At 50.5% G+C, this 12,726-nt stretch carries 12 protein-coding genes; 8 read left to right on the top strand and 4 right to left on the bottom strand.

Going from position 1 to position 12,726, the window contains the following annotated elements; translation table 11 throughout:
* Positions 1-218 precede the first annotated feature (218 nt).
* Entirely contained in the window at positions 219-1,496 is a 1,278-nt protein-coding gene (locus tag QE396_RS23235) for a porin (RefSeq protein WP_185791748.1), read from the bottom strand.
* Between the two features lie 571 nt (positions 1,497-2,067).
* On the opposite strand from QE396_RS23235, the gene QE396_RS23230 reads away from it, so the two are divergent.
* The 6 genes from QE396_RS23230 (at position 2,068) to QE396_RS23205 (ending at position 8,150) form a co-directional block, all read left to right on the top strand.
* Positions 2,068-3,453 (top strand): MFS transporter, encoded by a 1,386-nt coding sequence (locus QE396_RS23230; protein WP_309952886.1) that lies wholly within the window; start codon positions 2,068-2,070, stop codon positions 3,451-3,453.
* 121 nt (positions 3,454-3,574) lie between these two features.
* The gene (locus QE396_RS23225; protein ID WP_050871300.1) at positions 3,575-4,606 is read left to right on the top strand and encodes an ABC transporter substrate-binding protein; all 1,032 of its coding nucleotides are present in this window, start codon (positions 3,575-3,577) and stop codon (positions 4,604-4,606) included.
* Positions 4,607-4,640: 34 nt separating this feature from the next.
* On the top strand, positions 4,641-5,651 hold the full coding sequence (locus tag QE396_RS23220; protein WP_050871317.1) for an iron ABC transporter permease: 1,011 nt from the start codon (positions 4,641-4,643) through the stop codon (positions 5,649-5,651).
* Complete coding sequence (locus tag QE396_RS23215) at positions 5,638-6,360, top strand: ABC transporter ATP-binding protein (RefSeq protein WP_185791746.1); 723 nt, start codon at positions 5,638-5,640, stop codon at positions 6,358-6,360. The genes QE396_RS23220 and QE396_RS23215 overlap by 14 nt, the downstream gene beginning before the upstream one ends.
* Positions 6,361-6,576: 216 nt before the next feature.
* The gene (gene hipB, locus QE396_RS23210; RefSeq protein WP_046889157.1) at positions 6,577-6,846 is read left to right on the top strand and encodes a type II toxin-antitoxin system antitoxin HipB; all 270 of its coding nucleotides are present in this window, start codon (positions 6,577-6,579) and stop codon (positions 6,844-6,846) included.
* Positions 6,846-8,150, top strand: a complete 1,305-nt coding sequence (locus QE396_RS23205) for a type II toxin-antitoxin system HipA family toxin (RefSeq protein WP_134179976.1) — start codon at positions 6,846-6,848, stop codon at positions 8,148-8,150. Before hipB ends, QE396_RS23205 begins: the two co-directional genes overlap by 1 nt.
* Positions 8,151-8,560: 410 nt before the next feature.
* Here QE396_RS23205 and QE396_RS23555 read toward each other — a convergent pair whose 3' ends face one another.
* On the bottom strand, positions 8,561-8,707 hold the full coding sequence (locus tag QE396_RS23555; protein ID WP_185791745.1) for a transposase: 147 nt from the start codon (positions 8,705-8,707) through the stop codon (positions 8,561-8,563).
* A gap of 342 nt (positions 8,708-9,049) precedes the next feature.
* On the opposite strand from QE396_RS23555, the gene QE396_RS23195 reads away from it, so the two are divergent.
* On the top strand, positions 9,050-10,006 hold the full coding sequence (locus tag QE396_RS23195; protein ID WP_185791744.1) for an ArdC family protein: 957 nt from the start codon (positions 9,050-9,052) through the stop codon (positions 10,004-10,006).
* Between the two features lie 90 nt (positions 10,007-10,096).
* On the opposite strand, the gene QE396_RS23190 is transcribed toward QE396_RS23195, so the two are convergent.
* Together QE396_RS23190 and QE396_RS23185 are read right to left on the bottom strand one after the other, a co-directional pair.
* A complete protein-coding gene (locus QE396_RS23190; RefSeq protein ID WP_104440564.1) occupies positions 10,097-10,993 on the bottom strand; it encodes a LysR family transcriptional regulator in 897 nt (298 codons plus the stop codon).
* A 473-nt stretch (positions 10,994-11,466) separates the two neighbouring features.
* Positions 11,467-11,931 (bottom strand): transglycosylase SLT domain-containing protein, encoded by a 465-nt coding sequence (locus QE396_RS23185; RefSeq protein ID WP_104440563.1) that lies wholly within the window; start codon positions 11,929-11,931, stop codon positions 11,467-11,469.
* 354 nt (positions 11,932-12,285) lie between these two features.
* Here QE396_RS23185 and QE396_RS23180 point away from each other — a divergent pair, with 354 nt between their 5' ends.
* Positions 12,286-12,696: a relaxosome protein TraM gene (locus QE396_RS23180; RefSeq protein WP_309952873.1), complete on the top strand. Its 411-nt coding sequence runs from the start codon at positions 12,286-12,288 to the stop codon at positions 12,694-12,696.
* The last annotated feature ends 30 nt before the right edge of the window (positions 12,697-12,726 follow it).

Below are 12,726 nucleotides of genomic sequence, written 5' to 3'. Positions count from 1 at the left end.
GGGATTTTGATTTGTTACGTTATAACAAATCATTTTCTCTTGTTCTCTCGAGACAGTGTTACTGTTTGTCGCTTTTGGTGTCCTGGGATGAACATACAACGGGGCGGGGGCAGGCGTTCCCTGACGTGGCTGAATCACCATACTGCGATGAGCAGCGGGAGACACGGGCAAGACACAGGACTGTTTTGTCGAGCCCGCGCTTCACCTGTCAGACCCACCTAAATAAAGACGCGCAGCCCAACAGCACCCAGATGATCGTCAATATTCCAGTCGTCATTGGCGTTGCCCCAGGCTTTCTGGTAGCTGTATTCCACGTAGGTGACCGCATTTTTACCTAACCAGTAATCGGTGCCCAGCACGGTCGATTCAAGATGTTGTCCCTCCATGGCATCGCCTCCGCGCAGCCAGCTGACATCGGCGTAGACGCTCCAGTTGTCCGTTAAGTGGAGCCGGGAATCGTATTCGAGGCCGAGGATGGTCTCCTGATCGTCTGCTCGCGAAGGATTATGGCGATAATGCCCCCGTGTTGCTGAGGTGACGTTATCCACTTTATTTACGTACCACGTGGCCTGGGCACCGTTATACCAGGCATGATCGCCCACGTTTGTCGTGTATTTGGCATTCATCCCCATGGAATAGGTATTCCCGTCATACGGCTGCCCGTCCGTTTCGGTCCAGGGGTAACAGTGACCGTTAGGACCAAAAGGCGTGCAGCCCTGGCTGACGCCGGTATTCACCGTATAGTGGTTATAGGCCGCTGCTGTGGACAACATCAGGCCATTCTCCCACTGATAGCGGGCTGCCATCGCTGCGCCGTTGTGAACCAGTGCGGCGCCGTCACGAAAGGCATCGTGCAGGTCGGGACCGTTTCCGTAGTCGGCAAATCCAATTTTGTCGACGCTGTCATTTCCCTGTGCCATGACGCCCAGGGTAAGATGATCGTCCGTGTAGTACCAGATGCCCGCTGAATTGACGATATCCGTCGACATGCCGGCCTGATCGTGTTTTCCTTTGCCGCCCCAGGCATAGGTAGTATCCACCCCCAGTCCCCAGTCCGTCGGCGCATACTGTTTACCAAACGTGAGAATACCCAGGGTTTCGCTGCCCACTCCGGCGTAAGCCTGTCGGGTATAGACGTTGTTGCTGAGGCCATCCGTTGAAGAATCCAGTCCGTGAATGCCCGTTTCGTAGTATCCCAGCGCAAAAGCATCGCTCTCTCCGGCCAGCAGGTTATGCCGCAGGGCGATCCCCAGACGGGAATCGTTGTTCTGAATATCGTGTTTCTGCGTGTGCGCAGAATCGGTCTTTCCGAACAAACGAAGTGATCCAAGCACGCCGATCGCGGTGTCATTATCACTCCAGAGGGTTTCCCCTTTGGTTTGTGTGGCGGTATAACCCGGTGCGGCCTGCAGGGAATGATGATCCTGCGCCATAACAGAACCGCTGAGAATAAGGCTGAGTGAGGCGGCTATCGCCATGGGAATAATTTGCTTCATTTTATTGTTTCCTTTTTTTAAGCATGGTTCGCCGAGCCTGGATATGAGCCAGTTCCACTGCTTGTGAAAGCAAAACGGTTCTCCGGTGATTGGCCTGAGACCGTACCCGGTTCGGTAAAGTTAAGAACGGTAGTTATTCAGCGGTGCTATTATCACTGCGGCTAAGTGGATGAAATGTGATGTGTTTCTTTTTTCGGGTTTTGTCCGTAAAAATCAATGCCATGTTTATTTTCTGTTTATTATATAAATGAACTAATAAGATTATAAATAAATAAACTTATAAACAGACCGATTAATTTATTTATATCTCACGGCCTGTTTTAACCGTCTGGCTGTGAATAGTGGCAAAAAAAGACAATACGCCTTTTTAAATGTGACGATGCCGTCTTTACCTGGATACCGTTCAGTCACATTATTCAGTGAGGGGGATACGCACCCCTGGCGACATATTTTGTTAATCATCCTTTCAAAGGATAATAATTATCATTATCACGTTATGTTATAACGTATGCATATTTCCGTTTGGGGATACCGGGCGTTTCATGATGCCAGGTGTGGTAAAGGAGGGGACGTGGACAGTTTGTTGGATCCAGATGCCAAACCGGTCAGCATTATTGCAGTGCTGGCGGTTTCGCTCAGTACGGTCATTGCCATGCTGGACAGCACGATTGCGAATGTGGCACTTCCTCTGATTGCGAAAGACTTTTCGGTGTCCGAATCCGCGTCGATTCTGATCATCAATGCCTATCAGTTCGCCGTGATTGCAACATTACTTCCTTTTTCGGCCCTGGGGCGAACGTTTGGTAATACGCGGATATTTATAACGGGAGTCATTCTGTTTGCGTTGTCGTCTCTCGGTTGTTCCTTATCGGGCTCCCTGAATATGTTGACGCTTTTTCGTGTTGTTCAGGGGATGGGCGCGGCCGCAATATTAAGTGTCAATGCCGCCTTAATTAAAGAGATTTATCCGGCACGACTCCTTGGCAGGGGCCTGAGCATTAATGTCATGGTCGTTTCGGTTTCCGCCGCTGCGGGTCCGTCTGTGGCGTCCACTATCCTGTCACTGGCTAACTGGAACTGGCTGTTTACAATCAATATTCCTGTGGCCTGTCTTTCACTTATTTTGTGTTTATTCTCATTAAGATCATCGGATTATACGGTCAAACCTTTTGACAGAGGGGGGGCCGGACTGGTGTTTCTGACCTGTCTGTCATTCGCATTTTTGACGCTGAGTGTGACAAAAAATCATGCATGCTTTGCGGTGGTCAGTTTTCTCGTGCTCGTGTGTCTGGGAAGACATTTAGTTCGCGATCAAAAGATAAAGCAGTCCCATGCGATGATCCCGGTGGCAATGTTCTCAAGCTCCGTGTTCTCACTTTCACTGGCTATGTCGTTACTTTCCTACAGTACGCAGCTCCTGGCCTACGTCGCGCTCCCTTTCTATTTTCATAACACGCTGCACCGGGACGTTGTGCAAGCCGGTCTGATGCTGACGGCCTGGCCACTGGCTACCATGATGACCTCTCTGATTGCAGGGGAGTTGAGTACGCGATTTCTCGCCGAACGGGTGGCAATAGCAGGCCTGCTAATGCTGGTCGTCGGCATGTTTCTGATGATATGGCTTCCCCATATGCCATCGAACGGGCAGATCCTCTGGCGGGTGGCCCTCTGTGGGTTCGGTTTTGGGTTGTTTCAGTCCCCGAACAATTTGCTGATTATGACCGCCGTCAGTCCTGAGCAAAACAATATTGCAAGCGGCCTGCTGGGGACATCACGCCTGACGGGACAAATCATCGGCTCAGCCCTGGTTGCGGTCATGTTTAACGTCTTCGGTGGGGGGGCCATTCGTGCCAGCATGGTGGCGGGGACCTTGTTCTCACTTTTATCACTGGGGGTCAGCTATCTGCGGATCAGACAGAAGCATCGCAGGAAATCTCTGCACACTCATGCCCGATAACCGCAGTCGCGATCAGTGGCGACGTAATATTCACCTTCATCCACATCGGTGAGGGGCTGTCGGCCAGCCGGCTGGAAGGACGACTGGTTGTTATTTCCCTTAAACCTGGAGGCTCATCTTTATGCTTAAAGTTCTGCACGTCCTGTACACGCTCCTGCTGGCCCTGTGTTTTTTTCCCGCCTTTGTGCATGCCGCCGCGGAGAAACCAGGCACGCATCATCGGGTAATCATCACCGGTAATTGCCCCTTCGGGGTGATTCTTGCCAACCCCCAGGCATACAGTCAGGTCGTTGGCGTAGGGCCCTGGGCTTTTTTGCATGCCAACATGAACGTACTGAAAGATATGAAGCCCGACATTGGACGGATCACCACGCGATTTATAAACGAAGATTATTCAGTAAATCTTGAAACGTTACTGAATCTTCATCCGGATATCATTTTCTATTATGGAAAAAGCCAGAATGACCATCTCGAACGCGCGGGCGTGCCGCTCGTCAATCTGGATACTGGCGGCAGTGCTAAATACGATCCCGAAGAGACGCAGAGCTACTGGGAAACCGCCTTTGAGGATTCGCTCGGCCTGCCCCGGACCGACAAATTTCATCGGGCGTGGGAGACGACCCGGAAAGCAATCCAGCCCTATGCCGACCGGATACGTCAGCAGCACATCAGAGCGTTATACCTCGAACAAAGTGACGGTAAGACCCTGCGTGTGAGTGGTCCCCATACTTTCGGCGACACCTACCTCAAAATGGCCGGCATGGAGAATGTTGCCGGAAACCTTCAGGTGAGCGGTGATGCCGGTCGGTACATTACGGTCTCTATGGAGCAGATCATGGCGTGGAACCCGGATGTGATTTTCGTTGTGTTCGGGAGTGCCCGGGCTCTGCTCGATAACCGCAATCCCGGACAGATGTGGCAGGGGATACGCGCCTGGAAAAACAAGCGGATCTACTCAACGCCGGTGGGATTACACAACTGGGGAGGATTGTCTGCTGAAACGCCCCTGCTTCCCTTGTTTATGATCAGCAAACTGGAGCCTGACTTTGTGAGTGATGCTGATATGAAAGGCCTGACGAGAGCGTATTACAAAACCATGTTTAACTACGCTATCCCGGAGCGGTTGTTGAATGAAGTTCTCAGCCAGCGTTAAACGACGTCCCTTTTCAGCCACCCCCGAGAACGTTATGCCGGAACAAAAAACCTACCGTCGGCTACTGATCCTGTTGTGTGCCGGCCTGGTTCTCATGAGCCTGGCCTCGTTGTTTATCGGCCGTTATTCTCTGTCGGTACAGGAGGTGATGCATATCCTGCTGGGAGCACCCTACGCGGATCACGCCAGAGAAAAAGCGGCTGTGATTTTCGATCTGCGCCTGCCACGTATCATCGCTGCCGTGATGGTGGGAGCGGGACTGTCTGTCGCCGGCGCGACGTATCAGGCCGTACTGAAAAATGCCCTGGCCAGCCCGGATGTGCTCGGCACCTCCTCGGCGTCAGCCTTTGGTGCAGCGCTGGGGATCGTGATGGGGTTGTCTTATCAGGTTTCCACGGGATGTGCCTTTCTATTCGGGATGCTCAGCCTCGCCCTGGTGTTTGGCCTCTGCTTTCTCCGGCAAAGCCAGGAGGCGATCGTGACGATCCTCTCGGGTCTTATCGTTGCCTCGGTATTTGTCGCTTTTGTCTCTGTCCTGAAATATCTGGCCGATCCGGAGGATACTCTGCCCGCCATCGTATTCTGGCTGATGGGCAGCTTTTCATCGCTGGTCAAAACAGAAGTCTTCAGCCTGATCCCGCTCTTTGTGTTCTGCTATTTCGTGATTTACAGGCTACGGTGGACGATGAATATTCTCTCTCTGGGCGACGATGAGGCGAAAATTCAGGGCTTACATCCGCTGTTACTGAAGATAATACTTCTGGTCTCAGCCTCTGTAATGATATCGGCGTCCGTCGTTATCTGTGGCGTGGTGGGATGGGTGGGACTGGTGATCCCCCATCTTGTCAGAGCCCTGGTCGGAAACAACCACGGAAAATTAATCCCCGTCTCGGCATTATGTGGTGCGCTTTTTTTGCTTGTTATCGACACGCTTGCCCGCGCGCTCACCTACGCGGAAATTCCCGTCGGTATTCTGTCCGCCCTGACAGGGGCGCCGTTATTTGCGTATCTGTATGTCAGAGGAGCCTCTCATGATCATCGCTGAGAACCTGACCTATGGCTTTAAAGGTCAACGGCCGGTTTTTGAGAATATCAGCTTCCGGCTGGGGCAGGGAGAAGTGCTGTGTGTTCTTGGCCCGAACGGTGCGGGGAAAACCACGTTGCTTAAAGTTGTTGCCGGGATCCTCCGTCCGCATTCCGGACGCTGCACTATTGAGCGTCCTGACCACAAAAAGGTCTGCCTGGCCTGGGTCCCGCAGACCCGACATATCCCCTTTGACTATTCCATTCTCGATTTTATTACGTTTGGTCTGGGAGGTGATAAAGGTTATCTGAGGACGCCCACTCCTGATGATTACGCCCGGGCTGAAGCCGTGCTGGTCAGGTTGAGTGCCGGGCATCTGAGAGGCAAGCATGTCAATCAGATCAGCGGTGGCGAGCTTCAGCTTTGTGCTATCGCAAAAGCACTTGTTCCGGACCCCGATGTGCTTATTCTGGACGAGCCGGAGTCCAGTCTCGATTTCACATATCAGCATCGCATCATCAGCCTGCTACATGAACTTGCAAAGAAGGAGCAGAAGACCATCATCATGAACACCCACTTTATCAGTCATGCCAGCCAGGTGGCCGACCAGTGTTTACTGCTCCGGCCGGGATGCTATGCCTGTGGGCCGGCAGACCATATGCTCAGTGACATTCAGCTTGGTCACTACTTCGGGTTATCCATTCATACCGCGACCGGTCCAGTCTCTTGAAAAAGATAATGTGATGGTCGCTAATGTTTCTCATGTGTGTAGAAAAGGCGTGATCATCCTTACCCGCGACAGAACAGATAAAAGAGGAGTAATTAATCAGGTAGTTCAAAAAAACCGAATGCTTTAAGAGTTAACTAAGCTTTGACATTATCCCCACAAAAGGATAAACATTACGTTATCCGTTTGTGGGGATAATTTTACTGGAGCAGCGGTACCATGAATACACTCGCAATTTACAGCCCCAAACAATTAGCTAATCACCTCAAACTAACCCGCCAGAAACATGGACTTACTCAAACTGAACTGGCCGCGAGAATCGGCATCAAGCAGGCTACGATTTCAAATTTTGAAAATAATCCTGATAAAACAACGATTAAAACATTTTTTAAACTGATTCAGGCGCTTGAAATGTCTCTGGTGCTCTATGAAAAGCACGACATACAGAATGGGGAGCCTCATTCCCGCCAGAAGGAGGTGGACTGGTAATGCCTGTGCTCACAACATGGATGAATAACGAACGGGTCGGAGAACTCACGAAACTTGCGAACGGGGCGCATACATTCAGATATGACCGGGAATGGCTGTACAACCGCTATGCCAGGCCCATATCTCTGTCTCTTCCCTTACAGTTTGGCACGATAACGTCTGACGCAGTCATTAATTATTTCGATAATCTGCTCCCCGATAATCCTGCTATCCGGGACCGCATCGTAAGACGCTATCAGACATCATCCAGGCAGCCGTTCGATTTGTTAGCCGAGATCGGGCGTGACAGCGTCGGGGCCGTCACATTGCTTCCTCAGGGAGAACACACTCCGGCGCCGGTGATGTCATGGGAGAGATTGAATGAGAACCGGCTTGAAGCAATTCTGAGTTCGTATCAGTCCGATATTCCCCTCGGTATGATTAACGGGGAGGACGATTTTCGCATATCCGTTGCAGGCGCACAGGAAAAAACCGCCCTTCTCAAAATCGACAGGGATTGGTGTATTCCGAGGGGGATCACCCCAACCAGTCATATCATCAAATTACCCATTGGTGAAATACACCAGCCCAGCGCGACCCTCGATCTGAGTGAAAGCGTTGATAATGAGTATTTTTGTCTCGCGTTAGCCATGGCACTGGGCATTGACGTTCCGGATGCCGAAATCATCAATGCAGGTTGTATAAGAGCATTAGCCGTTGAGCGTTTTGATCGGCGGTGGAACAGAGAACACTCGATGTTATTACGTCTTCCCCAGGAAGATATGTGTCAGGTGTTCGGTCTGCCTTCCTCGGTTAAGTATGAATCTGATGGTGGTCCTGGGATCCCTGAGATAATGGCGTTCCTGCTTGGCTCGAGTAATGCACTCGAGGACCGTTTTAATTTTATGAAATTTCAGGTTTTCCAGTGGCTGCTTGGTGCGACTGACGGGCATGCCAAGAATTTTTCTGTTTTTATTGAGGCAGGTGGAAGTTACCGGCTAACCCCGTTTTACGACATTATCTCTGCGTTCCCCGTGCTGGGTGGACGAGGTTTGCATATTGGCGACCTCAAACTTGCAATGAGCCTCAAAGCAACCAAGGGACGGAAGTATGAAATCAACCAGATCTACCCCCGACACTTCTTCGCCTTAGCGGATGAAGTGAACTTCCGGAAAAGTGAAATGGATGAGATCCTGGACTTCTTCGCTAAGAACGTGCCTGCAGCTTTACAGAGGGTATCAGAATCTTTGCCCGCCGGTTTTTCAGTTGAGGTTGTTGAGTCGATTACCCGGTCCATGACTAAGCTACATGCACGTCTGGTTTAACCGCCCGTTGCGCTAAATGGATGAGGGCTTGACTCTCTGCAAACAGATAAAGGTTTTATCCCTTATCAGGGATATAACCTTTATTATCCCTTACCGGGGATAAAATCAGCTGTATCCCCGGTAAGGGATAAAACCATGCGTTACGATGAAAGGTGCAATGGGCCATACAAGCGTCACCACCATGCAGCAACATGATCGTCGTGGCGGGGGACGGGCCTGGTCAGTGTGAGAACGCCTCAACCTCTTCTCATGGTGAAGATAAAGGTCAACGTACAGGATGGAGATGCCTTATCCCGTTGGCCGTGTGAGGCGCCGAAGCCGGTGCTCGCTGAATCGGTTGAATGGCCAGTCGGGTATGCCATCAGGCACATAGCGGAGAAAGCATTCTGTGTCGTATTTGCTCCTCCCGTTCAGCCTCTACAATAGTGCTGCCCGCTCACCATTTGGTCAGAGCCGAAGAACAGGACGTTTTTACGACCCCAACAGACCATCCGCAGGGCATTTTTGGCGACATTCTTATCTGCGTCGAACCCGCCATCGTTGTCTTTTTTAACCAATCAGTTTTTCGGGCAGCAGCGTTTCCGTTTTTTGCTTGCGTTCTGTGCGCATCGACCTGCTTCGTATCTCGGCCCTTTGGGCGGCCATCCCTGAATCAGCATCAGGATGAATCACATTTCACCCGCGCAGCATAAGGGGCGGTAAGCCCGGGTATGCATCCCGTCATTTTCTCCTGTGTTGCCTTTCTCCTTCGTATCAGGCTTCCGGTAATCGTCCCCCGTCTCAACCCGGCCCGCAAGGGTAAATAGCACGCTACGCGCCCTTGCGGGCCAGAACGACTCCGGGGAAGACGAACCGTCAGGCGATACGAAGACGAAATTCACACTAAAGGAGAAACTGCCATGACGATGAACCTGCATACCCAAACAACCGCCCCTGTTGCCGCACAGGCGACCAGCGTATCCCCGCTGGAGCCGTCAGGCTCCTCAAAAACGAAAGGGTGTAAAGACAAAATCAGAACAAAAACGGATGTATACCAGACGGTAACCAACAGCATTATCGAGGCCCTGGAAAGGGGGGTTAAGCCTTGGGTATGTCCGTGGAAACATAACAGCGCAGTGTCGGGTATTCCGTCGAATTTCAGTACCGGCAAGGCCTACACCGGGATGAATATCATGTTGCTGTGGTGCAGTGCGGCAAAACATGGCTTTCAGGATCCACGCTGGCTGACTTACCATCAGGCCACAGAGCAGGGCGCACGGGTTCGTAAGGGTGAAACCGGCACAACCGGCATTTTTTATAAGACGCTGGAGAAAGAAAACGATGCCGGCGAGCTGGAGCGGATCCCGATGCTGAAAACCTTCACCGTGTTCAACATCGAGCAGACAGACGGGCTTAACCTGGACGACGAAATCAGCCCGCAGGCAGTGACCGGGTTTGATCCACTGCCAGAGGCTGAAGCGCTTTTTCAGCGCACTGGCGCAAATATTAACGAACGCGGCCAACGGGCGTATTATCAGCCTTCAACAGATGAAATCTGGCTACCTGAACGCCATCTGTTCACAGATGCCGCGAACTTTTACGCGACTGGACTGCATGAACTGGTTCACTGGACGGGCGCAGCAAGCCGCCTTGACCGCGAGAAGGGGGGCAAATTTGGTTCAGAGAGCTATGCGTTTGAAGAACTGATCGCTGAGCTGGGCTGCGCATTTTTGATGGCTGACCTGGGCGTGAGTGGAGAGGTCCAGCACGAAAGCTATATTGCGTCGTGGCTGAAATCGCTGAAGGACGATAAACGCTATATTTTTCAGGCGGCCAGCGCCGCCAGTAAAGCACATCGATTCCTGATGGCGTGCTAAGAGGTGAAGCCCTGCGATACAGGGCTTCACCTGCTCTGGCTGCAGGATTTACAGTGCCGACAGTCATCGCCGGACGTTCGACGCTAATGCCTAACTTTGCGACTTCTCAACCAGCGAGTCGATGAGCTTCAACAAAGGCTCTGATGCCTTCTTATATGCCGAATAGCAGAGGTAGTAGCCGGGTAAAGGCTCACACCAGTCCTCCAGCACCCTCTTCATTTGTCCTTTCTCAATAAAGGGAAGGACATCTCCTTCTGGCAGATACCCCAGTCCCGCACCGGATAAGACGGCAGTAATCAGATGGGCAGGAGACTGACACCGTATCGGCCCGTCGACATGAGTATCCTGTTTAAATTCACCTTTTTTAAAACACCACCGGCTGGTTTGCCTCTCCCCATTCTTCATCAACTGGATGCACTGATGTGCGAACAAGTCCTGCGGCCGTTCGGGTTCGTTATGACGACCAAAATAGGTTGTCGAACCCACGACCGCCATTCTGACAGGGGGACTGACAGGGTGACTGTTCCACTCTTTACGCTTACCCGGGCCCAGTCTTATATATGCATCGAATGCTTCTCCGGCGAACGCTTCGGGATGATCCGTATTGCCTAACTCGATACGAAGTTCCGGATTCGCCGTAATAAAATGATTTAGCTTTCTCATCAGCACAGGGCTCACCAGAAGCGAGGCGCAGTTGATCCTGAGTGTTCGGTCATACTGAATGTGTAAGTCGCTAAGTTTATTCAGTTCTGACTGTATTTCATCAACGTGCGATCCGATGGCATGCAGTAAACACTGGCCGCTTTTGGTCGGCGTAACCCGACGGGTAGTTCTTAAGAGCAAGGGGATATTGGTGCTTTTTTCGAGTTCAGCAATCCCGTGACTCAACGCGGGTTGACTGACACCAAGCTGTGCCGCTGCACGGGTAAAGCTTCGCTCGCGGGCAACCGTGACAAAATACAGTAAACTGGTGAGATTACGTTTCATCTGGCAATGGCCTTTTAAATGAGTCCTGGCGCGCGTTTAAACATCATTCGTATGCTGAGTACTTGAGGGGTATTTTTGCTGGAAAAGCTTTCATCATCGTGAACAACAATGGCCGCAACTCGCCCTATCTTCACAAATCACTGGCGCGTCTGCTTTATACATGGACATATTATCCTGTATGTTTGCATATGAAATACCCTGTACCGCACAGAACTGAGGTTTTTTTCATTAACGAAATATTAATGAGTTGACGCTCACTAAATATGGGCTTCTTTTGTCGAGCGCGTAATTTACCTATGGCACTAATGCTCATTTTTTCTGCAATTTTAATGAAAGAAAAGGGAGGCAATTTTTACGGTCTCCTGATGTTGTGAGATATTCATGTGGAGGCCATATGCCTGGTTTTCTTCCCGGTTAAATCATTGCTGAGTCAATCTCCCTGAGAACGGAATGTTACTTTTCAGATGTTGTTTTTATTCGTCATCGTCCGACCGCATGGTCTTTATGACTCTGTAGGTTCTTGCTATCCTGCTGGCATAGGCGTATCGCCGCATCGCTTGTCTGGCCGAATGTTGAAAACCGGCGTTGTAGGCCCCGACAGCCTGCCAGCTCACTCCCCATTTCTGAAACGCTTTTGCCAGATAATAGGTTCCCGTGTAGACATTAAGACATGGGTCCTGCAGAAGTCGCTGTGGGGAGATGCCATATTTTTTCAGTTCAGGAAAATGCTGGGAATCTATCTGCATTAAGCCTGAACCATAACCCGAAACCGGATTCCTTCCTGTTACGCTGTTATGGAAGTGAGATTCGTTCCAGGCTACCGCCCTGATAAGGTCGGGATCTATTTGGTAGTCTCTTCCGGCACGCTCGAAACAGTCTCCAGCATAAAGGGGACCCGGCAGAAGGACTGACAGGATGAATGCAGTTGCTCTGACCATTTTTCCTCAATTCTTCATATCAGGGGAGGGTGTAAACCATCCCGAACATATGCTCAGGTGTATGGCGCTCCTCATTCACTTTACAGCACACCCCACGCAAATAAATGATTTTCGAGATTAACATTTGCATTCATTAGCTTAAAAATTATTCTTTGAAGCAGAGCCTTATTCTTCAGTATATTGGCCGAATAAGGGCTGTATAATCGCTTATAGAGTGCCGGGGTGTGGTTTTATAATGGCTAATTAATAAAAATTAAAGTGTTAGGATAAATACAGTAGCACTGCATAAGTGATACATTTGTTTACTGTGAATGAGGCGATGGTTTTTTCTATGACACCATTTGAACCTTATTCATGTGCATTTTCTCTGACGAGGTAAGGGTGATGCCGCGGCAAAATGTATATATGAAACAGAGAACCCTGAATAGCATTCTCGCGATTGTGAATGAGCGACGCGAGGAAGGTGACACTCATGCTGAAGCAAATATCTCAAGCGTTTGCTCAGAAATGCTCGAATTAGGGATAAGAGTCTATCGCAGTGCTAAAGAAAAAAGAGAGGATGAGACACTTTGTAAGCAGGATAAAATTCAGCAGGAAATCATGACGGAGGCCGTCAAGTCACGGCTTGTGGCGCAGCAGATTTTGAAACTTATGTTTGATATTCAAGATATTAAGGCCGATACCCGAAACAATTACGCCAGTCTGATTGACTGGTTGAAATCACAGGCACAAACACGGATTAGAATGATATTAAGTGATGATTAGCAAAAAGTGGCGTTGTCATTATCGATGTTT

Source organism: Enterobacter sp. SORGH_AS_0287, assembly GCF_031453695.1.
Taxonomy (GTDB): Bacteria; Pseudomonadota; Gammaproteobacteria; order Enterobacterales; family Enterobacteriaceae; genus Enterobacter; species Enterobacter ludwigii.
This window is presented reverse-complemented; position numbering and strand designations above follow the sequence as displayed.

Excerpts from the sequence above, each read along its gene's own strand:
- QE396_RS23235 (WP_185791748.1), bottom strand. The coding sequence starts at position 1,496 with ATGAAGCAAATTATTCCCATGGCGATAGCCGCCTCACTCAGCCTTATT.
- QE396_RS23225 (WP_050871300.1), top strand. The coding sequence starts at position 3,575 with ATGCTTAAAGTTCTGCACGTCCTGTACACGCTCCTGCTGGCCCTGTGT.
- QE396_RS23220 (WP_050871317.1), top strand. The coding sequence starts at position 4,641 with ATGCCGGAACAAAAAACCTACCGTCGGCTACTGATCCTGTTGTGTGCC.
- QE396_RS23215 (WP_185791746.1), top strand. The coding sequence starts at position 5,638 with ATGATCATCGCTGAGAACCTGACCTATGGCTTTAAAGGTCAACGGCCG.
- hipB (WP_046889157.1), top strand. The coding sequence starts at position 6,577 with ATGAATACACTCGCAATTTACAGCCCCAAACAATTAGCTAATCACCTC.
- QE396_RS23205 (WP_134179976.1), top strand. The coding sequence starts at position 6,846 with ATGCCTGTGCTCACAACATGGATGAATAACGAACGGGTCGGAGAACTC.
- QE396_RS23195 (WP_185791744.1), top strand. The coding sequence starts at position 9,050 with ATGACGATGAACCTGCATACCCAAACAACCGCCCCTGTTGCCGCACAG.
- QE396_RS23190 (WP_104440564.1), bottom strand. The coding sequence starts at position 10,993 with ATGAAACGTAATCTCACCAGTTTACTGTATTTTGTCACGGTTGCCCGC.
- QE396_RS23185 (WP_104440563.1), bottom strand. The coding sequence starts at position 11,931 with ATGGTCAGAGCAACTGCATTCATCCTGTCAGTCCTTCTGCCGGGTCCC.
- QE396_RS23180 (WP_309952873.1), top strand. The coding sequence starts at position 12,286 with ATGTGCATTTTCTCTGACGAGGTAAGGGTGATGCCGCGGCAAAATGTA.